This is a genomic window from Ferriphaselus amnicola (assembly GCF_000974685.2).
GTDB lineage: Bacteria > Pseudomonadota > Gammaproteobacteria > Burkholderiales > Gallionellaceae > Ferriphaselus > Ferriphaselus amnicola.
Genome location: NZ_AP018738.1, coordinates 607,436 through 631,434, shown reverse-complemented (window position 1 = coordinate 631,434; position 23,999 = coordinate 607,436). Strand labels below are relative to the sequence as shown.

Here is a 23,999-nt window from a genome sequence, read left to right as displayed (position 1 = left end):
AAAGTGCTCGCGACTTTTCGCATCGCCTGATCATATAACTCCGTTGGGATCAAAATGAAAAACCGACTTCGGTGGCTTTTACTCGCTCTCGCCGTGTGTGTGCTCAATACCGGCGAGGCATTGCCGCAGCTCCACCCACAACCGGAACAGTCGCAAGCTGCGAATATCTCTGCCGCGCTGTTGACTCGCCACCATTACAAGAAGATTCCACTGAACGATGAGACTTCGGCGCAGATATTCGACAACTACCTAAAGTCGTTGGATAGCGAAAAGCTGTATTTCCTTCAATCAGATATCGACCAGCTCGTACGTGTGCGCAGCACGATGGATGACGTCCTGCTCAAAGGTGATCTGCGCATCCCCTTCGCTATCTATGATCTGTATCAACAGCGCATCGCCGAACGCATCAACTTTGCCCGCTCCCTGCTTACACACGGCTTCGACTTTACAGCACAGGAAAGCTACCAATATGTGCGCAAGAACGCACCTTGGGCTAGCTCTCAAGATGAGTTGAACGAGCTATGGCGTAAGCGAGTAAAGAATGACTGGCTTCGACTCAAATTGGCGGGTAAAGATGACGCGCTCATCTCGACCACCTTGAGCAAGCGCTACGACAATTTGCTAAATAGTCTCGCCAAGATCAAGAGCGAGGATGTATTCCAGAGCTTCATGAACGCCTACGCCACGTCGATCGATCCGCACACCAACTATCTAGGCGTACGCGCATCGCAAGACTTTGATATTTCGATGAAGCTATCGCTCGTCGGCATCGGTGCGGTACTACAAACCCGCGATGATTACATCACCATCCGCGAATTAATGGCCGGCGGACCTGCCGCACGCTCAGGGAAGCTGAGCGTCGGAGATCGGATCGTCGGTGTAGGTCAGGGGCCGAATAGCACGCCTACCGATGTCATGGGTTGGCGCATCGATGATGCCGTCGCCCTGATTCGCGGCGAGGAGAACTCGGTGGTGCTACTAGACGTTATTCCAGCCGCATCCGGCACGGATGGAGAACACAAGTACATACAGCTGGTACGCAAGAAGGTCAGTCTGGACAACCAAGCCGCCAACAAATCCATCATCGAAATCAAAAATGGCCAACCCCGTCGTATCGGGGTGATCTCCCTACCTGGTTTTTATCAGGATTTCGAGGCGCGCCAAAAAGGGAATAAGGACTTCAAGAGCGCAACGCGTGACGTAGCGCGCCTGCTGGCAGCGCTGAAAAAAGAGCAGGTCGATGGCGTGATTGTCGATCTGCGCAACAATGGCGGCGGCTCATTAAGCGAGGCAATTGAACTGACCGGTCTCTTCATCGACCAAGGCCCTGTCGTACAACAGCGAAATTCAGCAGGAAAAATAACGGTAGCTAGTGACGATCATGCTGGCGTGGCTTGGAGCGGCCCACTGGGTGTACTGATCAATCACGCATCCGCCTCGGCATCCGAGATATTTGCCGCAGCGATTCAGGATTATGGCCGTGGCATCGTGATCGGAGAGCCAAGCTTCGGCAAGGGCACCGTGCAAAGCGTGATCGATCTGGACCAACTGGTAAAGAGTCCTAACCATCAGTTCGGTGAACTGAAGATGACCATCGCGCAATTCTTCCGCATCAATGGTGGCACCACCCAGCTACGCGGTGTCACACCAGACATCAGCCTGCCCTCCTTCACTGACCTCGATGAATTTGGCGAATCAAGCTATGACAATGCCTTACCGTGGACACAGATCTCAGCTACAGATTACACGCCGGCTGGGAACGTAGCAGACATTCTGCCTTTGCTGAAAACTCGGCACGATGCACGCATCAGCACGGATGAGGAGTTCAAGTATCTGAGCGAAGATATTGCCGAACTGAACGCCCGACGCAAAAATAGCCGAATCTCACTGAACGAGGCCGAGCGTCGCAAGGATCGTGCAATGCAAGAAGCAAAATTGAAGGCACGCAAAGCCGACCAAGCGACAGCGGCGGACGTTTCCGCCGCGCTTCAAGATGATGGCTTGCAATCGAATGAGCGCAATCTGGCATCAGACTTGGCCATCGAGAGCGCGCGCAAAAAAGCCAAGGATGTGCTGCTCAACGAAGCTGCACACATACTCAGCGATGAGATTGAACTGCGGATAACCGATGCCAGACTTGTCTCTGGCGTAGTGCGGAAATCAGAGGTGCACTGAAACAGCGGCTTACAGCGCTGATTCGTCGGTCTCGCCAGTACGGATGCGGATGACTTGTTCGACTGAGGTGACGAAGATCTTGCCGTCGCCGATCTTGCCGGTGTGAGCCGCTTTCACAATAGCATCCACAGCGGTTTCCAGTTGTTCGCTGGAGACAACCACTTCCAACTTGATCTTGGGCAAGAAATCCACCACATACTCCGCACCGCGATACAGCTCGGTATGCCCCTTCTGCCGCCCGAAACCCTTGACCTCGGTCACGGTCAGGCCACTGACACCCAATTCAGACAGCGCTTCGCGTACTTCGTCGAGTTTGAACGGTTTGATGATGGCTTCGATCTTCTTCATTTTGGCTCCCGTAGGTTTAGCGATTCATGCTGCCATTATAGCTGTTCCAGTTTTTAGGCTCGACACACTCTTCTGTATTTTCAGAAATCGTCCTGATAACGTGCCGTGATCGGATAGCGCCAGTCCTTGCCGAAGCTGCGATCAGTGATGCGCACGCCGACAGGCGACTGGCGGCGTTTGTATTCATTGATGCGCACCAGCTTCACCACGCGACGGACATCGGCTTCGGCGTAGCCGCGCGCCACGATCTCGGGGATCGACAGGTTGCGCTCGACGTAGCAGGCCATAATGCCGTCTAGATCATCGTAGGAAGGCAGGCTGTCCTGATCGGTCTGATCGGGACGCAGCTCAGCGCTGGGAGGACGAGTGATGATGCGCTCGGGGATGGCGTAGCCCAGCGAATTCCGATAGTTCGACAGCCGATAGACCAGCGTCTTGCTCACATCCTTGAGCACCGCAAATCCGCCTGCCATGTCGCCATACAAGGTGGAGTAACCCACCGTCATTTCGGACTTGTTGCTGGTGACCAGCACCAGCGAGCCCGTCTTATTGGACAGCGCCATCAGCAAGGTGCCTCGAATGCGGGCTTGTAGATTCTCCTCAGTGGTGTCCGCCGCCCGCCCGATAAACAGCGGTGCCAGCGTCTGCTCGAAAGCGGCCAAGGTCGGCTGGATGTCCAACTCGTCATAGCGCACACCCAGTATCTGCGCCATCTCGCGCGCGTCATCCAAGCTGATCTGCGCAGTGTATGGCGAGGGCATCATCACCGCACGCACCTTATCGGCACCCAGCGCGTCCACGGCTACCGCCAGCGTCAGCGCTGAGTCGATACCGCCGGACAAACCCAGCAGCACGCCGGGGAAACGGTTCTTCAGGATGTAGTCGCGTACGCCTAGACACAGCGCCCGATAAACGCTGGCTTCAGTATCCAGCGGCGGCTGCAACTCGCCTGACTTGGGCTGTCCATGCTCGAACTCGACCAGCCCAAGCACTTCCTCGAACGCGGCAAATTGGTGAGTCAACTTGCCGTGCGCGTCCATCACGAAAGAGGCGCCGTCGAACACCAGTTCATCCTGTCCGCCCAACAGGTTGGCATACAACACAGGGATCCCATTCTCATGGGTACGTTCACGAATGACCGCATGACGTGCAAGCTGCTTGTCCAGATGATAGGGCGAAGCGTTCAGCACCAGCAGCACCTCGGCACCGGCCCCGCGCGCCGCCTGCGCAGCCCCCGCCTCCCAGATGTCGGCGCAGATGTTGATACCGATGCGCACGCCCTCATGTTCGAACACGCACGGCTGGTCGCCCGGCGTAAAGTAGCGCAACTCGTCGAACACGCTGTGATTGGGCAACTCGTGCTTATGATAGGTGGTGATGATCGCGCCGTCGCGCAACACCGAGGCGGCATTGAAACGCAAACCATCCACCTGATGTGGATGCCCCACCACCAGCGTCATCCCAGCAGGTGCTGCGCAGGCTAATTGCTGCAGCTCATCGTCACAGGCAGCATAGAAGCCATCACGCAACAGCAAGTCTTCCGGCGGATAGCCGCACAAACTTAATTCTGGGGTCAACAACAGCGAAGCACCTTGTGCATGTGCTCGTTCGGCCGCCTCTAATATCTTGGCGGCGTTGCTCGACAGGCAGCCCAGCGTGCAGTTGATTTGTGCGATGGCAAATTTCATGGGATTCATTCAGCAACCGTGTTGGCGGGGATACTACCATCGGCCAGTGCTTCCGTGCCAGCCAACTCCACCCGCTCGATGCTGGCGAAGCGCTGGCTGATCTTGCGGCTAGAAATCTCCACCTGCCCGGCTTCTTCATGAGCACGACGGATGTTGTCGGCCAGCTTCTTCATGCGCTCGTCGAAGCGTCCAAAATCCTTACCCAGCTTGCCGAGCTCATCCTTGATGATGTGAATCTGCTTACGCGTCTCAACATCCTTGATGACGGCACGAGCGGTGTTGAGCACCGCCATCAACGTGGTCGGCGAGACGATCCATACGCGGCGCTGCATGGCGTAATCCACCACTTCGGGGTGATGGGCGTGGATCTCGGCGAACACGGCTTCGGCGGGAATGAACATCACCGCCCCGTCGGAGGTCACCCCGGGCAGGATGTACTTGCCGCTGATGTCGTCGATATGCTTCTTCAGGTCGAGCTTGAACTGGCGGACGGCGACATCGCCGCCTTCACCGAACATTCGGTGATAGTTCTCCAAGGGGAACTTGGAATCCACCGCGACCATGCCGGTCGGCTCAGGCAGCATCAGCACACAGTCGGCACGGCTGCCGTTGGGCAAGGTGTATTGCATCTCGTAGGAATGCGGCGGCATGATGTTGCGCACCAGCCCTTCCAGTTGCACTTCGCCAAATGCCCCGCGCGAACGCTTGTCGCCAAGCAGCTCCTGCAAACTCACCATATTGGTAGTCAGGCCGTCGATCTTCTTCTGCGCTTCGTCGATGGTCGCCAAGCGCGTCATCACACTGACGAAGGTCTCGTTGGTCTTCTTGAAACCTTCGTCCAGCCGTTCGCTGACCTTGCCGCCGATCTGCTCTAGGCGCCCATCCACCGTCTTGGAGAGACCTTCCATGCTGTTCGCCAGATGCTGTGTAGCGTTGCGGAACGAGTTCTGGATCAATTCCTGATCGGCTCTGCCCTGCTCCGCCAGCTTCTCCAATGTCTGCGTCAACATCTCGCTGCGCAGCAGCTCCTGCTTGGCTTGCAGCGCGTGAATGGCATCGCGCGTAGCACGCAATTCCTCGGCAACCGCCGCGCGCAAACGCTCGGACTCGCTCGCCTGTGCCGCAATCAACCGGTCGCCCTGCTTGTTCAGACCGTCATGCAGATCAGTCAGCATGGCGCGATGCTGCTGCTCCAGCACGGCAGCGGTTTGCGCGGGCGAACGCCGCTGCGACAACACCATCACAATGACCAAAATTAACGTCAGCGCTGAAAGCGCCAATATTGCCATTTCCATTTCGTTCGAGTCCTATAACGCCAAAGGGCGCTTACGCGCCCCTTGGTGATTCTGCTTAGTTAATTAGTGAGTCACCGGTGCAGGCTCAACCACCACGGGCGCGACCGGCGTAACCACCACCTCAGGTTCCGGCAACGGTTCCGGCTTGCTTTCAAGTGCCACGCTCAACACTTGGTCTATCCATCTCACCGGATGGATGTCGAGCTTGCTCTTGATGTTGTCGGGAATCTCGACCAGATCCTTCACATTCTCGTGCGGTATCAACACAGTCTTGATACCGCCGCGATGCGCCGCCAGCAGTTTCTCTTTCAAGCCGCCGATGGGCAAAACTTCGCCACGCAAAGTGATCTCACCGGTCATCGCCACATCCGCACGCACTGGGATACCAGTCAGAGCGGACACCATCGCCGTCACGATACCTGCGCCCGCACTCGGGCCATCCTTAGGAGTTGCGCCTTCTGGCAGGTGGATGTGCAGGTCGTTCTTCTCGTAGAAATCAGGTTTGATACCCAACGACTTGGCACGGCTACGCACCACTGAGAGCGCAGCTTGAATAGACTCTTGCATCACCTCACCTAGCTTGCCAGTGGTGGTGGTCTTGCCCTTGCCGGGCAACACAGCAGTTTCAATAGTGAGCAATTCCCCGCCCACTTCCGTCCATGCCAAACCGGTAACCTGACCGACCTGATTGTTCTTCTCGGCCATACCGTAGCTGTAGCGACGCACGCCCAGATACTTATCCAGATTGCGCGCAGTGACCGTCACCTTGCCGCCCTTGGCTTCCTTGGTCAGCAACGCCTTCACCACCTTGCGGCAGATCTTGGAGATCTCGCGATCCAGCCCTCGCACGCCCGCTTCACGGGTGTAATAACGCAGAATATCGCGGATTGCGCTTTCCGAGATGCTTATCTCTTCCGCCTTTAGCCCGTTGTTTTTTAGAGACTTTGGAATCAAATAGCGCGTTGCGATATTGACCTTTTCGTCTTCGGTGTAGCTGGAGACGTTGATGATCTCCATCCGATCTAGCAATGGGCCGGGGATGTTGTAGCTATTCGAAGTGGCAACAAACATCACGTCGGACAAGTCGTACTCGACCTCGACGTAATGATCGACGAAGGTGTGGTTCTGCTCGGGATCGAGCACTTCCAGCAGCGCCGACGACGGGTCGCCCCGGAAGTCCTGCCCCATCTTGTCCACCTCGTCCAGCAGGAACAGCGGATTCTTCACGCCGACCTTGCTCATGTTCTGCAACACCTTGCCCGGCATGGAGCCGATGTAGGTGCGGCGGTGGCCACGGATCTCGGATTCGTCACGCACGCCACCGAGTGACATACGCACGAACTTGCGATTGGTGGCGCGAGCGATGGATTGCCCAAGCGAGGTCTTGCCCACGCCGGGAGGACCGACCAGACACAGTATGGGCGCTTTCAGTTTGTCCACGCGCTGTTGCACCGCCAGATATTCGACGATACGTTCCTTCACCTTGTCCAGACCATAATGATCGGCTTCGAGGATCTCTTCCGCTTTCTTCAGGTCACCGCTGATCTTGGTCTTTTTCTTCCAAGGCAGGCCGACCAGCACGTCGATGTAGTTGCGCACCACGGTCGCTTCGGCAGACATCGGCGACATCAGCTTAAGCTTCTTCAACTCAGCTTCAGCCTTGGCTAATGCCTCCTTAGGCATATGCGCAGCCTTGATCTTCTTTTCCAGCTCCTCGATGTCGGCACCTTCTTCGCCTTCACCCAGCTCTTTCTGGATCGCCTTGACCTGCTCGTTCAGGTAGTACTCGCGCTGGCTTTTCTCCATCTGGCGCTTGACGCGACCACGGATGCGCTTCTCGACTTGCAGAATATCCAACTCAGCTTCCAGCAAGCCCAGCAGATGCTCCAAGCGCTTTTGCACATCAAAGATCTCCAGCACTTCCTGCTTCTGCTCCAGCTTGAGCGGCAGGTGTGCGGCGATGGTGTCGGCCAGACGACCAGCATCATCGATGCCTGCCAGCGAAGTCAGAATCTCTGGCGGTATCTTTTTGTTCAGTTTCACGTACTGATCGAACTGCGACAGCAACGCGCGTCGCATCGCCTCAGCTTCGGGCGCCAACTTACCATCTGCCGGAACTAGCTCGATGCGAGCATCAAAATGTGACTTATCGTCCACCACGCCAACCACCTTGGTGCGCTGCGTACCCTCGACCAGCACCTTGACCGTGCCATCCGGCAGCTTCAGCATTTGCAAAATGTTAGCGAGACTACCGATGCGGTACAGATCTTCGATGGAAGGCTCGTCTTTGGCAGCAGATTTCTGTGCCACCAGCACAATACTCTTGCCCTCTTCCATCGCCGACTCCAATGCCTTGATAGACTTGGCGCGCCCGACGAAGAGCGGAATGACCATATGCGGAAAAACCACCACATCACGCAGCGGCAGCAGTGGATACAGGATTTCAGATTGGTCGCGTTCAGACATGGCAGTACTCTTCTGGTTGACAGTTGAAGCGGGAGGTGCGGGCGACAGCGCTATATTTCAAGGGCTGTCGCCGCAATTTGATGCAGATTCTACGCGGCTTTGTATTCGTCCGCATAGACGAGGATGGGCTTGAGTTCGCCTTCGACAGCGGTTTCTTCCAGCACCACCTTAGTCACATTGTCCATCGAAGGTAGATCGAACATGGTGTCAAGCAGCGCCTGTTCCAGAATCGAACGCAGGCCGCGAGCGCCAGTCTTGCGCGCCAAAGCCTTTTTGGCGATCGCGTGCAGCACCTTTTCACTGAACTCTAGTTCGGCACCCTCCATCGCGAACAGCTTCTGGTATTGCTTCACCAGCGCGTTCTTGGGTTCGGTGAGGATCTGGATCAGCGCCGCCTCATCCAGCTCAGTCAGCGTCGCCACAACAGGCAGACGGCCGACGAACTCAGGAATCAGGCCGAACTTGATCAAATCTTCGGGTTCCACGGTGCGGAACACTTCGCCCACGCTCTTGGTGTCATCGCGCTTGGCGAGATTCGCACCAAAACCGATGCTAGCCTTTTCCGAACGGTTGCGGATGACTTTTTCCAGACCGTCGAATGCACCGCCGCAAATGAACAGAATGTTGCTGGTGTCCACTTGCAGGAATTCAGTGTTCGGATGCTTGCGCCCGCCTTGTGGAGGTACCGATGCCTTAGTGCCCTCAATGAGCTTGAGCAGCGCTTGCTGCACGCCTTCGCCCGATACGTCACGGGTGATGGATGGGTTGTCCGACTTACGCGAGATCTTGTCGATCTCGTCGATATAGACGATGCCACGCTGCGCTTTGTCCACATCATATTCGCAAGCTTGCAGCAGCTTCTGGATGATGTTCTCGACATCCTCACCCACGTAACCGGCTTCGGTCAGCGTGGTCGCATCGGCCATCACAAACGGCACGTTGAGCAAACGCGCCAGCGTCTGCGCCAGCAATGTTTTGCCAGAACCAGTCGGACCGATCAGCAAGATGTTGCTCTTGGCCAGCTCGACACCGTCCTTCATGTCCACATTCTTAAGGCGTTTGTAGTGGTTGTACACCGCCACCGAAAGGATCTTCTTGGCTTTTTCCTGACCGATCACGTACTCGTCCAGCTTGGCGCAAATCTCTTTAGGCACTGGCAGATCACTAGTCGAATCGCCATTCTTCTTGCCAAGATCGGCCTGAATCTCTTCGCGGATGATGTCGTTGCACAGAGCCACGCACTCATCACAGACGAACACCGATGGCCCAGCGATCAACTTCTTCACTTCGTGCTGGCTCTTGCCGCAGAACGAGCAATAGAGCAGCTTCTCGCCCTTGTTTTTGTCTGATGGCATTGATTTTCCTTTAATTAATCAGCTGCGCTTATCCAGCACCTGATCCAGTAAGCCATATTCCTGCGCCTGTTGTGCGGTGAGGAAGTTGTCGCGCTCACTGTCGCGGGCGATCTCTTCGACCGTACGCCCCGTATGCTGCGCCATCAATGAGTACAGCTTCTCGCGCAGACTCAGGATGTACTTTGCATGGATCTCGATGTCGGTCGCCTGCCCCTGGAAACCACCCAACGGCTGGTGGATCATCACGGTCGAATTGGGCAAAGCAAAGCGCTTGCCCTTCTCGCCTGCTTGCAACAGGAACGCGCCCATTGAAGCGGCCATGCCGATACACAAAGTCGAGACGTTCGGCTTAATGAACTGCATGGTGTCGTAAATCGCCATGCCTGCCGAGATCGAGCCGCCGGGCGAGTTAATGTACAGATGGATGTCCTTGTCTGGATTTTCCGACTCTAGGAACAGCAGCTGCGCCACCACCAAGTTGGCAACTTGATCGTTGATCGGGCCGACCAAAAAGATCACGCGCTCCTTCAACAGGCGCGAATAGATGTCGAACGCCCGCTCGCCACGCCCGCTGGTCTCGATGACCATCGGGATCAGGCCGGAATTCTGTGGCTCCAAATTGCCAGACATGGCGGTGTGATTCATCAATTGTTCTCCATCAACTCTTTAAATTCGATGGCTTTGTCGGACACTTTTGCGTGCTTTAGCACATAAGCAACAACATTGTCCTCTAACGCCAAATTCTCCACTTCCTGAGTACGCGCTGGATCAGCCGCATACCACTTGACCACTTCTTCCGGCTGTTCGAAGCTCGCCGCATACTCTTGAACCAGTGCTTGAACCTGCTCAGGCTTAGCCGCCAAGCCATTTTGCTCAACAAGGACATTCAATATCACGCCCAACTTGACGCGCTTAACCGCACGCTCGGCAAACAACTCAACAGGAAGAGTGGCACCCTTTGGCACCTTGATGCCACGCCCTTCCATATCGCGCATTGCTTGCTGTTGCAAATTCTGTGCCTCCCAGTCCAACATAGTCTTGGGCACTTCCAGTTCGCCGATATTCAACAGGGCATCCATCGCAGCTTCTTTGTTGCGTACCTTCAGGCGACGCTGAATTTCACGATCAAGATTCGTACGAATCTCGGCCCTCAGTTCGGCGATGTCGCCGCTGGCCACTCCCAAGGATTTTGCAAACTCGGCATCCACCTCTGGAAGAACGGGCGCCTCAACCGCATTCACGGTAATAGCAAAGGTCACTTGTTTGCCCGCCACATCTTTCCCGTGGTAGTCCGCGGGGAAAGTCATGTCGAAAGATTTGGATTCACCTGCTTTCAAACCCAGCACCGCGCTCTCAAAGTCAGGCAACATGCGGCCTTGACCCAGCACGAATGGATAATCCTTGGCTTCGCCACCGGAGAATACTTCACCATCCAACGTGCCACGGAAATCAATCTTTACCTGATCGTCGTTCTGTGCTGCACGGTCAGCAGCCACATAGGTAGTACGCTGTTTACGCAGTGTGTCGATTGTATTGTCCACATCAGCATCGCTCAGCACATAGTTCACACGAGTCACTTCCTGAGCGGACAGATCACCCAACGTGGCTTCGGGATAAACCTCGAAGGTAGCGCTGTAGTCAACATTCTCAGCAGAAGCCTGCTTCACTTCAAAGTTAGGGTAACCCACTACCTTCAACTGCTCAGCCTCAGCCACATCGGCGAACGACTTTTGCAGGGCATCGCCCAACACTTCTTGATAAACCTCAGCGCCATACTGCTGCTCAAGAATCTTGAACGGCACTTTGCCTGGACGGAAGCCGGCCACTTTGGCGGTACGCCCGATACGCTTAATGCGCTTCTCAACTTCGCCGCGTATCAGTTGTTGTGGGATGGTGGCATTCAGACGGCGCTGCACGGCGCTCAGAGTTTCTACGCTAGACATTACGGTGTTCCTTGATTGAATTGACTAAAATGGTGGCGCATCACACTTCGCCTCAGCGCGGAATCGCGCCGATCTGCCTTGTCGGCCAAGCGGACAGCCAGAGACGCGGAGCATATCACGAAACCCCCGCCACCCAAAGGCAAGCAAGAAGGATAGTCATGATACATAGGCTGCTAACGACATAGACATCTAATGAGGCTGACCGATATATAGAGCATCTGCGCACCTGACTAAATCTTAAACGGGAAAATAAAACGCCTCACAAGTGAGGCGTTTTATTTGGGACTTTTTAGCATACACACTGCTTACAGTGTAAGCCTCAAGGGCGCACCGAGGAATTACTTCAGCTTAGTTTCCTTATAAGGAACGTGCTTACGCACCACTGGATCGAACTTATTGAACTCCATCTTACCTGGAGTGTTACGTTTGTTCTTGGTGGTGGTATAGAAGTGACCTGTACCCGCAGTGGATTCCAGCTTAATCTTTTCGCGAATCTTGCTTGCCATTTTCCATTACCCCTTAAACGTTTTCGCCACGAGCGCGCATTTCAAACAAAACCGCATCGATACCATTCTTGTCGATGGTACGCAGCGCGGCATTAGTCAGACGCAGAGAAACCCAACGGTTCTCACTCTCGACCCAAAAGCGGCGGCGTTGTAAATTCGGCAGAAAGCGGCGCTTGGTTTTGTTGTTCGCGTGGGAAACATTGTTTCCAACCATGGGGCCCTTCCCCGTAACCTGACATACACGTGCCATGACAATTACTCCAACCAATTTTCAAAGAGGCGCGATTCTACCCGAAAGTTCGCGCGCTGTTCAACTCATTTTGCAGTTTAGATTCACTTTAGGGGGACGCGTCGCGCCAAGGCACACAGCAACTCGTAACTTATGGTATCGGCGGCATGCGCCACATCATCCACCGACAACCCCTTGCCCCACAGGGTGACTCGACCTCCCACTTCGGCATCGGGATGTTCGCCCAGATCGACACTCAGCATGTCCATCGACACTCGCCCCAACGTACGGGTACGCCGACCATTAACAAGGATGGGCGTACCGGTTGGCGCGTGGCGCGGGTAACCATCAGCATAACCGCAAGCGACCGTGCCGATGCGCATCGCGCGCTCCGCCCGAAACGTTCCTCCGTAACCGATGCTATCGCCCGCCATTAACTCTGTCACGGAGATAATCTCGCTGGCCAGCGTCATCACCGGACGCAAACCAAGCTGTTCGGCGCCGACATCCGCAAATGGCGATGAGCCATATAAAGAGATGCCCGGGCGCACCCAGTCAGCGTGAGTCTGCGGATAGCGCAGCAAGGCCGCAGAGTTGGCCAATGATCGTGGCAGACGATACGCCGAGGTCATCGCATTGAATCGATCCAACTGCGCAACCACGCCGACGGGATCATCCGCATGGGCGAAATGCGTCATCAAGGTTACCTCACCCACTGCCGGATGGCGACGCACTGCCTCCAGCGCCTGCGCGAATTGATCCGGCGCAAAGCCAAGTCGATTCATCCCCGTATTGAGTTTAAGCCACACAGCAAGACTGCCACGACGTGGGTAAGCACTCAACATGGCCAACTGCTGATGACTATGAATAACGCTGGAAATTTCATACTCTGCCAGCAGCGGCAGATCACTCGCCGAAAAATAGCCTTCCAGCAGCAAAATAGGCTGCCGAAATCCCGCCTCACGCAGCTTCACAGCATCCTGAAGATCGAGTAAGGCGTAACCATCCGCATCTCTCAACGCCTCAGCAGAACGCAACAAACCATGTCCATAAGCCTCCGCCTTGATAACCGCCATCACACGCGCATCCGTGCGATGGCGAATCACGCGGAGGTTGTGCTCCAGCGCGGAGTAGTCAAGTTCGGCGTATATCGGACGAGGCATGGAGCTAATGGGTAATTGCTGGGGTGCGAATGATAGCAGGCCTCCCCTTTTCATGTTATAAAGCGCGCTCACTGAACAGCGGCTTTCGCATGAACTTCGGCTTCTACATCATCCTCGCGGCGCAATTTCTTTCCGCGCTTGCCGACAATGCTCTGCTGTTCGCTGCCATCGCCCTTCTGAAAGAGCTGCAATCCCCCACGTGGCACACGCCAGTATTACAGGAGGCTTTTGTACTCTCATATATAGTACTAGCTCCCTTCGTGGGCGCATTCGCCGACTCTCTCCCCAAGGGGCGCGTGATGTTCATCAGCAACGGCATCAAACTCACCGGCTGTCTCGCCATGCTAGCCGGAGTCAATCCGCTACTTGCCTACGGCATCGCCGGATTCGGCGCAGCTGCCTACTCTCCCGCCAAATACGGCATCCTCACCGAATACTTGCCCCCATCCAAACTGGTGATCGCGAATAGCTGGATGGAAGGTTTGACCGTGGCCGCCATCATCCTTGGCGCAGTGGTCGGTGGCTTGCTGGTCAAACCCTCCATTGCCATCCCAATGCTGGAATGGTGGAACTCATCCGTTTCCGGCCTCCACCTCAATTCAGCACCAGAACTAGCCATCTCCGCAGTGGTGCTCATTTATATTCTGGCGGCGGCTTTCAACCTCTACATACCGCGCGTACCCATTGATCACAAGCCCCTAAGCCGCAGCCCGTCATTCTTATTAAAAGACTTCATCCATTGCTTCAAGTTGCTGTGGAAAGATCCACTGGGACAGGTTTCGCTAGGTGTGACCACCTTATTCTGGGGGGCTGGCGCGACGTTGCGCTTGATCGTGCTAGCTTGGGCGGCCGTGGCATTGAACTTCGAGTTTGATAAAGCGGCGCAACTCACCGCTTGGGTCGCCGTCGGCATCGCCATCGGTTCGGTACTCGCGGCTAAGTTCGTCAAACTAGAGCATTCGGTGAAAGTGCTGCCAGTCGGCATCGCGATGGGGCTGGCAGTTCTAGCAATGATTCCAGTGTCCAGTCCGGTAGTCGCCACCCTACTGTTGATTGCCATTGGCGCGATGGGCGGCTTCTTCGTGGTACCGATGAATGCCCTACTGCAACATCGTGGCCATCTGCTGATGGGCGCAGGTAGCTCGATTGCCGTGCAGAATTTCAATGAGAATCTGAGTATTCTGGCAATGCTGTCGCTCTACGCCGTAATGGAAAAACTGGAATTCAGCATCTATGCGATCACGCTGGTATTTGGCCTACTGCTCTCCAGCATCATGACTTTGCTATACAAGAAACACGGGCACGACCAAGACAACGGTCGAATCTGATCTTTAGAGGCCATTCAGGCCTGAAGCAGAAAGATGCTCGGTCGCTTGTTCAGGTCGGGAATCGAACTAGACTTCCACTCGGAAACCTTACAGGTACGCACCCACTCAGTCGGCAGCGTCAGATCGGTCGCCACACAAATGCGCGTACCTGGCCGGCATTGCGCCAGTAGCGCCGTCAGCAACTTGTGATTACGGTAAGGCGTTTCGATAAAAATCTGCGTCTGTTTTAGCCGAGCCGAGTCCACCTCCAAAGCAGCAATCGACTTGCCGCGCGCCACCTCATCCACTGGCAGATAGCCGCGAAATGCGAAGCCCTGTCCGTTCAGGCCGGAAGCCATCAGCGCCAACAGGATCGAGGACGGGCCGACCAGCGGCACTACGCGCACGCCACGTTGATGCGCCAGCGCCACCAGCTCGGCACCAGGATCAGCCACGCCAGGACAACCCGCCTCCGACAGCAATCCGGCATCACGCCCCGCCAACAGCGGCGCGAGCAAAACGGGTAACTCCGTTACTGCCGTGTGCTCGCTCAATTCAGCCATTTCGAGTGACTGGAGCGGCGTTTCAGTTTGGATTTGGGAAAGGAATCGACGCGCCGACTTGGCGTGCTCAACCACAAAGTAGTCGAGCTTACGTGCAGTTTCTATGGTGTGAACAGGTAGTACGTCCGCTGGAGGAGCCTCCCCCAGCGTGTTGGGGATGAGATACAGGATGCCGGTCGCCATACGCAAAGCGACTTATGGACAGTGCGGAGCGATCTCCGACAGCGCTCCACGCAATGCTACCCAGCCCATACCAAGATTGGTTTTACGAGCGGTAACCATTACCAGCAACATGTGGGGCTTGCCAGGCACGGGTGCCATAAAGATATAAGTGCTATTGGTGCTAATTTGCACTTCATTGATGAGGTTGCTTACTTGCTCACCACGCTGATCCGACAACAATTTTTCAATAGTCACCACCGTGCGACCGCGGAAAATATCCACCGCCGCTGCCGCTGCCGACTCGACAAAGTATTCGTCAAGATAGGAAACATTGTGCGCTACCGAGATCAACAAGCCAGACTCGATCTCAACCACGCCCACGCCCATACAGCCGCTGACTTGTTTGAGCAGACGCTGGGTCACTCCGTTGAGGTCAGACATGGTTTCTCCTTGCAGATCAGTTAGTAGAATCGGAAGTCAGATTGAGGCGTTTCTGGATGCGGTGCGCGCACTGGCGACCATTCATCAGCAACATGCCGAACGGTGTGCTGTTGTCAGCAATCACCAGCAGCACCAAGCGGCCATCGGTACCGGGCAGGCTCATCATGATGGTCTTTCCGCCGGAGCTTTCCACGATCAAGCTGCCACAGTCAGGATAATCGGCCTCTTTCGCTACCGCACCGGCCAATGCCATCATGCTGCTCGCCATAGCGGAAAGACGAGCGGGTGAGTAACGCTTGTCCGAACACACATCGGCAACATCGAAACCGTCTGCTGTAGCGATAATCGCAGCCTGTACACTAGGCGTACTAGCGCGCAGCTCATCCATCTCAGCGCGGCACACTGCCTTGAAAACGGGACTTTCGCGCCAAACGCGCAGGGAATCGTCGTGCATATTTTCTCCTTAGCAGACCGTCAACAACACATCAAGCACAGTCAGCACATCGTCTTTCTTACGTGGATCACACGCCATCACCGGCAACGGAGTGCCGCGATCCATCAACATCTTCACATAATCCTCTTCGGCGGGATGCGGGTGGGTTTCCAGTCGATTGACCACGACTACCGCAGCGCCACGCTTGACGAAGGAATCAAAACCTTCGAGATAAAACTGCAACTCCGCCATCGGATCTTCGAGCGTATTATCCGCGATCAGAATCACGCCCAACGCCCCCCGCGCAGCAATCTCCCAGATGAATGAGAAGCGATGCTGACCGGGAACCCCATACAAACGCAGTTTCTCTCCACCATCAAGAGCCAACTCACCAAAATCGATAGCAACCGTGGTCGTCGCCTTGCCATAACGCAAGTCGGAGTTGGCGACATCGGTACTAACTGGGGGCTTCTCGGAAATCTGTGCGATTGCTGTAGTTTTGCCCGCGCCGGTCGGGCCGGCAAAGATAATTTTATGTTCGCGACTCATAGCAGTCCGAGTTTGCGGCGGATAAGGGAAATCAAGCCCAATTTAGCCGGTTTAGCTTCCGCAGCCGCTGCTGCGCCGCTACTGACTTGAGCACTCGTTGCGCCAATCAAGAATTCAGCCATCACGCTGGCATTAACAAACTCGATCGCAGCAGCGCGATTGCCACCACAAAAAGCTATCAGATCATCCAGTGTCATTGGTTGCTTCATCGCAGCAGCAGCCATGCGGGGAAAAGTTGGGTAGTGTGGCAACTTGAAAAAACTAGGCCAAGTCTTAAGCTTCCAAGGCGTAGCAACATCTAGCCAAGGCAGAAGCTTGCCGCGTCCCGACAACATGCCACTGATCCAATACAGTCGAAACAAAGGCTGCGCTTCGCGCTCAGACTGCAAACGCTGCAGCTGTTCGCGTGGCTCTTGCCTCCACTCCAGATGGGAGATTTCTTGATCGAGCTTAGTCAATAGATTATCGCCACCATCTAGCCAGTAGCTATTGCGTTTGGTACAAACCCACAATCTATCGTTAGCCTCAGGCAAACCCAAGCTCCACACCGCCTCGCTATGTGCCAAATCGTTGCGCAACTGCACCAGCGATGCCGCCAAGCTACCCGAGAGGGAGGCCTGATTCGCCAATGCACTCGCAGCCGCGTTCAGTGCCTTGATGAAGTCAATATGCTGAAAAGGGCGCTTCAACTGAAGTAGATTGGGATTGATGCTTGCCGCACTATTCCCTGGACGCATCAGCAACAGGCTAGCGCCATCGCTATTAGCCATCAACACAGCATCAGAATCGCCGCCACTATTGAGCCGCCATTTAGATGACAGCTGCACCTCTGCCAGCGTAAATAACGCTGACAACACCAGCCGATCATTGTCGGGCAGTCCACTGAAAGATAAAGTAAGCACGGTTCCCATTTTATTGTAATTTTATTGTAATTATATAAGTTTCATTTCCCCTGAACTCGGCGTGATGCTATCACAAATCCCCTCTCACAAAACATAGGCTAAAACCCTAAGGTGGGAATATTTTCAGACCACGATGCTGAGACTCATTCCTTGTTGGAGTGCCAGATGGAAAGAACGATCACCACACTATTGAAGAATGCGATTAGATAGCCGATCAAACCAAACAAAGGAAGTCCGAACAGCGTCGGGCCGCTCTGCACCGTCATCACGATGGACGAACCGATGAACAATGCGGCTGTCAACACCCCCATCGTCAAGCGGTTAGCACTGTGATCGATCTGATGACCAAAATGATCCAACCGCTTGATATCCAGATCAATCTTGACCCGTCCCCGCCTTGCTTCCTTGATCAGCCGAGCGGCATCACGCGGCAATCCACTGAGAATCGACATGACCTCGTGCAGATTTTGCTTACCCCTGCGCATTAACACATCCGGACGATAGCGGTTTGCAATCGCCACCTTAAGGAAGGGGGAGACCTGATCGGCCATACGCAAGGTCGGGTCGAGCTGACTAGCCAAACCCTCGAGGGTAATCAACGCCTTGAACAGCAGCACCAGATCCGAGGGCAGCACGATATGGTGCTCTCGCATGATAGAAGTGATATCGCCTAGCACAGCTCCCAGTCGAATATCGCTAAGCGGCACATACTCAAAATTAAAGATCAGCTCATTCACATCATGGACAAGTCTCGCCTCATCCACATCACTGTCGTCCGTCCAGTCCAACAGCACGTCCAACAACAACTGCTCATCGCGCTGCACCAGCGCCATCAACATATCCACAATCTGCTTGCGGCGCACATCCGACAATCGCCCCACCATACCAAAATCCAGCATGGCGATACGATTCCCCGGCAAGTAAAACACATTACCTGGATGTGGATCTGCATGGAAGTAGCCATCAATAAGGATCATCTTCAGCACGGCATCAGCACCTCGCCGCGCAAGCAAAGCACGATCCAATCCGGCAGCTTCTACTCTAGCCAACTGATTACCGGGGATGCCATCGATAAATTGCTGCACGTTCATCCCTTGGCTCGACCACTCCCAATAAATAGTCGGGATAATGATATGCGGGTCGCCAGCAAAATTCTTACTGAAACGCTCTTGCGAACTAGCCTCCTGCGCCAGATCGAGTTCGCGCTGCAAGGAACGTCCAAACTCCTTCACCAATTGCACCGGTTGGTAGCGACGAGACTCTGGGATTTCCAGCTCCAGCAAGCTGGCGATACTTTTCAGAATACGAAGGTCGGCCTCGATCTTCGTTTGAATGCCCGGACGACGTATTTTCAGAACCACATCGGTACCGTCAGCCAACTTGGCGCGATGCACTTGCGCGATGGAGGCAGAACCGCAAGGAATTTGATTCAGCTCGCTAAACACCTCGAACGGCGATTTTCCGAGCGCTCGTTCGATATCAGGGAGCAGCACCTCGAACGGTAGCGGCGGAACACTGCTCTGCAATTTTTCGAACTCAGCGATCCAGTCAGGTGGAAAGATGTCCACTCGAGTCGCCATCACCTGCCCCAGCTTAACGAAGGTCGGCCCAAGCTCTTCCATTGCTAAGCGAATACGCTGCGGAGTCTCCAGCTCCACCCGGGACTCTGGCGGCGAAGGACGATGCAAAATCTGCCCTGCCCGCTCCAGCATAGATACCACGCCGATGCGGCGCATCACATCACCGAAGCCGTAATGGAACATCACGGCGGTGATCTCGCGTAAACGCGGCAAGTCCCGCATCGCACTAACAGCTTCGATGAGCATAGTTACTTACTGTTCGTCTCTTTGATCGCTTCGGTAATACCGGCCAAGATGCCGCTCGCCACCTGCACGAAACGCGAACTCAGCTGACGCACTGCGCCGCCCCCAATCACCTTGGTATCTTGCGCAACGCTACCGATACGCTGTGAGAATTCGCTCACCGTATCCGCCACCTGTCGACCGGTATCCGTACCGGCACGAGCGGCATGGGTGACTAACTCATGCCAGTCGGCTTTCACTCGTTCGCTGGCAGCACCCGCCACTTCACTGATCGTTGTCAGAAACTCTCTTTCTGTCTGCTTGAGATTTTCGATTGCGATGGTCAACTCGACATCACTGAACTCTTTGCCATGATCACTAAGTTGCCGCAGCGCCAGATGGGTCGCTTCAGCCGATTTTTGTAGGGCATCATCCAACCCAGCAAAGGCTTCGCTCATCGCCTCTTTAGAGTCTTGCGCCCGCTTTTCCAAGCCAAAGTTGACACCCGCCGTCAGCGCCTTGACGACCTCGCGCACTCCTACCGCCTCCAGATGACGTTGCTTGATCGCACTCAGCGTGAGATCACGAACTCGACTACGAATATCCGTCGCCTCAGCAACGGTTTCTGTAGCTACTCGCGTGATTATTTCGTTGGTCAGTTCGCTCATGATGCCCTCCTTGTATTGGTAAAGCTGCTCAACTAGGCAGCGGGTCTGGTATGAAATCACTGCGTCACAATGTTAGCGCGAAGCGGTTAGCAATGCAGCGCTTTCGTGAGCGATATCGACAGGAAATTCAGCGTGGGAGGCCCCACACAACTCATAAATATCCCCCCCACTAGAACAAAGTTTTCTGCTACATTTTCGCCCGCGTTCAATAAGTCACGCGAACAATTAAGTTAAAACTCAGGGAGAAACCATGTTCAAGAAGCAACTCGCATCCATCATTGCCGCCGCCTTCATCGCAGCTCCAGCATTCGCCGACGGGCACTCTCATGGTGATGCTGCTGTAGCACAAGCATTCATCAAGGAAATCTCGAAAACTGAAGCGGCATATGCCAAGCAGCACGGCGCAAAGTTTTTTGCCGAGCTAGCCAAAGGCCAACATCCTCGCGCCACCGTGGTAACCTGCTCGGACTCCCGTGTCCACACCAACATGCTGGATACGACACCAGAAGGTGATCTATTCATGATCCGCGATATCGGCAACCAGATCGCCACTGCGACGGGCTCCGTTCAATATGGCGTGAATCACCTAGCTTCCTCCCTGCTGATCATCATCGGCCACTCCAAGTGTGGCGCCATCTCTGCAGCTGCACTCAACGATGCCGACAAAGCCAAGCTGGAGGTCCCAGTCCAGAAGGAACTGGCCACTATCGGCAAAGTGACTGGCGACATCGACGGCGTGAAGCTGAACGTGAACAACCAAGTCAAACAAGCCATGGAACTGTTCGGTGACAAGGTTGCCGAAGGCCACCTGATGATTGTCGGCGGCGTGTATGACTTTGCGGATGACATGAAGCAAGGCCCGGGCAAGCTGAATGTGATCAACGTAAACGGCGAAACCGATGCAGCCAAGGTGACCGCCGCTCTGGCCGCCGCCCCTGCAGGTAGCCATGGCGAACACGAGCACCATCACTAAGTCGCAAGACTGAAGTATGTAAAAGGCGGCGCAAGCCGCCTTTTTTGTTGCCCGTCGTTTCCCGCTGCGCTATCGTGCCGGACAACTCAGAGGACACCATGGCAAAAGCTAAAACGATCTATTCCTGCACCGAATGCGGTGGACAAACGCCCAAGTGGCAAGGGCAATGCCCGCACTGCATGGCGTGGAACACGCTGGTTGAATCAGTGGCGGAGGCACTACCTACGGCAGGCAAGAACCGCTACAGCGCGCTCGCCGCTTCCGGCCAGTTGCAGAAACTGGCCGAAGTGGAAGCCGCCGAAGTGGCGCGCACGCCCACCGGCATCAGCGAATTCGACCGCGTACTGGGCGGCGGCCTGGTGGAGGGCGGCGTGGTGCTGATCGGCGGCGATCCCGGCATTGGCAAATCCACCTTGTTGCTGCAGACGCTAGCGCATCTCTCGCAGACAAAAAAAGTGCTCTACGTCAGCGGCGAAGAGTCGGCCCAGCAGATCGCCCTGCGCGCGGTGCGACTGGCGCTGGATGCGCGCTCGGTCAACCTGCTGCCCGAGATCCAGCTCGAAAAGATCCAGTCCACCGTCGCCCACGAAAAGCCGGACGTGGTAGTGATCGACTCTATCCAAACCGTATATTCCGAGCAGCTCACCAGCGCGCCCGGCTCGGTGGCGCAGGTGCGCGAGTGCGCAGCCCAACTCACCCGGCTGGCCAAGAGCAGCGGCGTGACCATGATCCTGGTCGGCCACGTCACCAAGGAAGGCGCGCTGGCCGGACCAAGAGTACTGGAACACATCGTGGACACCGTGCTGTATTTCGAGGGCGACACCCATTCCAGCTTCCGCCTGATACGCGCCTTCAAGAACCGCTTCGGTGCGGTGAACGAGCTCGGCGTGTTCGCCATGACCGAGAAGGGATTGCGCGAAGTCAGCAACCCGTCGGCACTGTTCCTGTCGCAACACGGCACGCAGGTCGCCGGCTCCTGCGTGATGGTGACGCAGGAAGGCACGCGACCCTTGCTAGTGGAAGTGCAGGCCCTGCTCGACGAAGCCCACTCGCCCAGCCCACGCCGCCTGTCGCTGGGCTTGGAGCAGAACCGCCTCGCCATGCTGCTTGCCGTGCTGCACCGCCACGCGGGCATCGCCTGCTTCGATCAGGACGTATTCATCAACGCCGTCGGCGGCGTGAAGATCACCGAACCGGGCGCGGACCTAGCGGTACTGCTCGCCATCGTCTCCAGCCTGCGCAACCGACCGCTACCGGAAAAACTCGTCGTATTCGGCGAAGTCGGTCTGGCGGGCGAAGTCCGCCCCGTTCAGCGCGGCCAGGAACGACTGAAAGAAGCCGCCAAACTCGGCTTCACTCACGCCATTATCCCCAAAGCCAACGCTCCCAAACACATGATCGAAGGCATGACCATCATTGCCGTGGAGCGGGTGGAAGAGGCGGTGGAAAAGGCGCGATAAAGATGATAAGTATCGCTGTGCTCCAGCTATCCTACGAGAATGGCACTACGTTTATTGAGTGAGGACCGGACGACCGTGCATCTCGGCATCAACATTTTAGAGTCAAGAAATCGGAATCATCGCATCCTAACAATGACGACACTAGGTTATTGAGGAACCTAAACCGCCGGCACTTAACGCAAGTCGTAGGTGAAGAATTTACAATCCCTAGTGCGCCGTTCGGTGCATATCTCCAGCGACATGAGGTGCTTTACTCTGCCCGAGGCAATCGATGGCACAGCAACAAGTCATGAAAAAAGCCGGGCAAGCCCGGCTTTAAACTTTTGACGAATTCCAAATCAGCCTTTGGCCGCGATCAGCTTTTCGTATTTGGCCTGCAACTGCTCTTTGCTTTCGACGTGATCAGGGTCGTGAGGAATGCAATCCACCGGACATACTTCCACGCATTGCGGCGTGTCATAGTGACCGACGCACTCAGTACATTTGCTCGGATCGATGATGTAGATGCTGTCGCCTTGGGAAATCGCCTCGTTCGGGCATTCCGGCTCGCACACGTCGCAGTTGATACATTCGTCGGTAATTAACAGTGCCATGCTTCTCTCCTCAGTTTAGTTTCTTGCTTTCCAATCTTGCCGCCACCACGGGCGAAACGAATTTTCCCACGTCACCGCCAAAGCGCGATATCTCGCGCACCATGGTCGCGGAAATGAACGTGTATTGCTCTGCTGGGGTAAGGAACACTGTCTCCACCTCAGGGTCCAGCTTGCGGTTCATACCCGCCATCTGAAACTCATACTCAAAATCCGATACCGCGCGCAATCCACGCAGCACCACGCGCGCATTCTGCGCTTGCACGAACTGCATCAACAGGCCAGAGAATCCTTGCACCGAGACATTAGGAAGCTCAGCAAACACTTCGCGTGCCATGTCCACTCGCTCTTCCAACGTGAACGCGGTTTGCACTCGGCTCTGCGCCACCGCCACCACGACTTGATCGAACAAACCTGCGGCACGGCGCACCACATCTTCATGTCCGCGCGTGATCGGGTCGAACGTTCCGGGGTAAATCACTTTAATCATCACGTTCCAACAACTGGTAATTCACTTGTCCGGCGCGTTTGCTCTTAAGCACTCGCCAACCCTGTGGTGGCTCATACGCCACCCCGGTCTCCACATACACCCGCCCGCCTTCGTTCAGCTTTTCCTTCAACAATTCCAGCGCCTTGGGCAGATAATCGCTCTGAAACGGCGGATCGAGAAACACCACGTCGTAACGCCCTGTTTCGCTGCGCGCGAATTCTAGCCCATCTGCCCAGTGCAGCGCCACATTAGCGAGGCGCAATTTTGCGACATTCGTTGCCAAGGCTTGATGAACTTGGCGATTTTTCTCCACCATCACCACCTGATCTGCTCCGCGCGAAGCCGCTTCGCAACCCAATGCGCCGCTGCCTGCGAATAGATCGAGGCAGCGCAAACCATACAAATCCTGCCCCAGCCAGTTGAACAGAGTCTCGCGTACGCGATCCGGCGTAGGACGCAAGCCGGGCGCATCCGGAAAATCCAGCATCCGG

At 55.4% G+C, this 23,999-nt stretch carries 24 protein-coding genes; 4 read left to right on the top strand and 20 right to left on the bottom strand.

The window, feature by feature from the left end; translation table 11 throughout:
• Positions 1-54 precede the first annotated feature (54 nt).
• The gene (locus OYT1_RS02995; RefSeq protein ID WP_062625403.1) at positions 55-2,175 is read left to right on the top strand and encodes a carboxy terminal-processing peptidase; all 2,121 of its coding nucleotides are present in this window, start codon (positions 55-57) and stop codon (positions 2,173-2,175) included.
• 9 nt (positions 2,176-2,184) lie between these two features.
• Here the strand turns inward: OYT1_RS02995 and OYT1_RS02990 are convergent, their stop codons facing one another.
• The 10 genes from OYT1_RS02990 to alr form a co-directional block, all read right to left on the bottom strand.
• Positions 2,185-2,523: a P-II family nitrogen regulator gene (locus OYT1_RS02990; RefSeq protein ID WP_062625404.1), complete on the bottom strand. Its 339-nt coding sequence runs from the start codon at positions 2,521-2,523 to the stop codon at positions 2,185-2,187.
• 80 nt (positions 2,524-2,603) lie between these two features.
• Positions 2,604-4,211, bottom strand: a complete 1,608-nt coding sequence (locus OYT1_RS02985) for an NAD+ synthase (RefSeq protein ID WP_088178183.1) — start codon at positions 4,209-4,211, stop codon at positions 2,604-2,606.
• 5 nt (positions 4,212-4,216) lie between these two features.
• On the bottom strand, positions 4,217-5,506 hold the full coding sequence (locus tag OYT1_RS02980) for a DNA recombination protein RmuC (protein ID WP_062625406.1): 1,290 nt from the start codon (positions 5,504-5,506) through the stop codon (positions 4,217-4,219).
• A 63-nt stretch (positions 5,507-5,569) separates the two neighbouring features.
• Entirely contained in the window at positions 5,570-7,972 is a 2,403-nt protein-coding gene (lon, locus tag OYT1_RS02975) for an endopeptidase La (protein WP_062625407.1), read from the bottom strand.
• 89 nt (positions 7,973-8,061) lie between these two features.
• A complete protein-coding gene (clpX, locus tag OYT1_RS02970) occupies positions 8,062-9,327 on the bottom strand; it encodes an ATP-dependent Clp protease ATP-binding subunit ClpX (protein WP_062625408.1) in 1,266 nt (421 codons plus the stop codon).
• Between the two features lie 18 nt (positions 9,328-9,345).
• The gene (gene clpP / locus OYT1_RS02965) at positions 9,346-9,972 is read right to left on the bottom strand and encodes an ATP-dependent Clp endopeptidase proteolytic subunit ClpP (protein ID WP_062625409.1); all 627 of its coding nucleotides are present in this window, start codon (positions 9,970-9,972) and stop codon (positions 9,346-9,348) included.
• Positions 9,972-11,270 carry a trigger factor gene (tig, locus tag OYT1_RS02960; RefSeq protein ID WP_062625410.1) on the bottom strand — a complete coding sequence of 433 codons (1,299 nt, stop codon included), beginning with the start codon at positions 11,268-11,270 and terminating at the stop codon, positions 9,972-9,974. The genes clpP and tig overlap by 1 nt, the downstream gene beginning before the upstream one ends.
• Positions 11,271-11,608: 338 nt before the next feature.
• Positions 11,609-11,776, bottom strand: coding sequence for a 50S ribosomal protein L33 (rpmG, locus tag OYT1_RS02955; protein ID WP_035382890.1), 168 nt, complete (start codon positions 11,774-11,776; stop codon positions 11,609-11,611).
• Between the two features lie 13 nt (positions 11,777-11,789).
• Positions 11,790-12,026, bottom strand: a complete 237-nt coding sequence (gene rpmB / locus OYT1_RS02950; protein WP_062625411.1) for a 50S ribosomal protein L28 — start codon at positions 12,024-12,026, stop codon at positions 11,790-11,792.
• A gap of 83 nt (positions 12,027-12,109) precedes the next feature.
• A complete protein-coding gene (alr, locus tag OYT1_RS02945; RefSeq protein ID WP_119283456.1) occupies positions 12,110-13,168 on the bottom strand; it encodes an alanine racemase in 1,059 nt (352 codons plus the stop codon).
• 89 nt (positions 13,169-13,257) lie between these two features.
• Here alr and lplT point away from each other — a divergent pair, with 89 nt between their 5' ends.
• Positions 13,258-14,496, top strand: coding sequence for a lysophospholipid transporter LplT (gene lplT, locus OYT1_RS02940; protein ID WP_062625413.1), 1,239 nt, complete (start codon positions 13,258-13,260; stop codon positions 14,494-14,496).
• Positions 14,497-14,510: 14 nt separating this feature from the next.
• On the opposite strand, the gene OYT1_RS02935 is transcribed toward lplT, so the two are convergent.
• The 7 genes from OYT1_RS02935 to OYT1_RS02905 all read right to left on the bottom strand — a co-directional run bounded on the left by OYT1_RS02935 (position 14,511) and on the right by OYT1_RS02905 (position 19,995).
• Positions 14,511-15,221, bottom strand: a complete 711-nt coding sequence (locus OYT1_RS02935) for an SAM-dependent methyltransferase (RefSeq protein WP_062625414.1) — start codon at positions 15,219-15,221, stop codon at positions 14,511-14,513.
• A 12-nt stretch (positions 15,222-15,233) separates the two neighbouring features.
• On the bottom strand, positions 15,234-15,641 hold the full coding sequence (locus OYT1_RS02930) for a hypothetical protein (protein WP_062625415.1): 408 nt from the start codon (positions 15,639-15,641) through the stop codon (positions 15,234-15,236).
• A 16-nt stretch (positions 15,642-15,657) separates the two neighbouring features.
• Positions 15,658-16,095 carry a roadblock/LC7 domain-containing protein gene (locus tag OYT1_RS02925; protein ID WP_062625416.1) on the bottom strand — a complete coding sequence of 146 codons (438 nt, stop codon included), beginning with the start codon at positions 16,093-16,095 and terminating at the stop codon, positions 15,658-15,660.
• Between the two features lie 9 nt (positions 16,096-16,104).
• On the bottom strand, positions 16,105-16,623 hold the full coding sequence (locus OYT1_RS02920; RefSeq protein WP_062625417.1) for a GTP-binding protein: 519 nt from the start codon (positions 16,621-16,623) through the stop codon (positions 16,105-16,107).
• Positions 16,620-17,525 carry a hypothetical protein gene (locus OYT1_RS02915; protein WP_145983660.1) on the bottom strand — a complete coding sequence of 302 codons (906 nt, stop codon included), beginning with the start codon at positions 17,523-17,525 and terminating at the stop codon, positions 16,620-16,622. The genes OYT1_RS02920 and OYT1_RS02915 overlap by 4 nt, the downstream gene beginning before the upstream one ends.
• Positions 17,526-17,668: 143 nt before the next feature.
• Entirely contained in the window at positions 17,669-19,351 is a 1,683-nt protein-coding gene (locus tag OYT1_RS02910) for an ABC1 kinase family protein (RefSeq protein WP_062625419.1), read from the bottom strand.
• A 2-nt stretch (positions 19,352-19,353) separates the two neighbouring features.
• Positions 19,354-19,995 (bottom strand): DUF6781 family protein, encoded by a 642-nt coding sequence (locus OYT1_RS02905; protein ID WP_062625420.1) that lies wholly within the window; start codon positions 19,993-19,995, stop codon positions 19,354-19,356.
• A gap of 250 nt (positions 19,996-20,245) precedes the next feature.
• On the opposite strand from OYT1_RS02905, the gene OYT1_RS02900 reads away from it, so the two are divergent.
• Both OYT1_RS02900 and radA read left to right on the top strand, forming a co-directional pair.
• On the top strand, positions 20,246-20,968 hold the full coding sequence (locus OYT1_RS02900; protein ID WP_062625421.1) for a carbonic anhydrase: 723 nt from the start codon (positions 20,246-20,248) through the stop codon (positions 20,966-20,968).
• 98 nt (positions 20,969-21,066) lie between these two features.
• Positions 21,067-22,428, top strand: coding sequence for a DNA repair protein RadA (gene radA, locus OYT1_RS02895; RefSeq protein WP_062625422.1), 1,362 nt, complete (start codon positions 21,067-21,069; stop codon positions 22,426-22,428).
• Positions 22,429-22,766: 338 nt separating this feature from the next.
• Here radA and OYT1_RS02890 read toward each other — a convergent pair whose 3' ends face one another.
• Genes OYT1_RS02890 through rsmD form a run of 3 tightly spaced genes read right to left on the bottom strand, consistent with a single transcriptional unit; the run spans position 22,767 to position 23,995 of the window.
• Complete coding sequence (locus OYT1_RS02890) at positions 22,767-23,021, bottom strand: YfhL family 4Fe-4S dicluster ferredoxin (protein ID WP_062625423.1); 255 nt, start codon at positions 23,019-23,021, stop codon at positions 22,767-22,769.
• Between the two features lie 10 nt (positions 23,022-23,031).
• The gene (coaD, locus tag OYT1_RS02885) at positions 23,032-23,508 is read right to left on the bottom strand and encodes a pantetheine-phosphate adenylyltransferase (protein ID WP_062625424.1); all 477 of its coding nucleotides are present in this window, start codon (positions 23,506-23,508) and stop codon (positions 23,032-23,034) included.
• Positions 23,501-23,995 carry a 16S rRNA (guanine(966)-N(2))-methyltransferase RsmD gene (gene rsmD, locus OYT1_RS02880; RefSeq protein WP_062625425.1) on the bottom strand — a complete coding sequence of 165 codons (495 nt, stop codon included), beginning with the start codon at positions 23,993-23,995 and terminating at the stop codon, positions 23,501-23,503. The genes coaD and rsmD overlap by 8 nt, the downstream gene beginning before the upstream one ends.
• Positions 23,996-23,999: the final 4 nt, after the last annotated feature.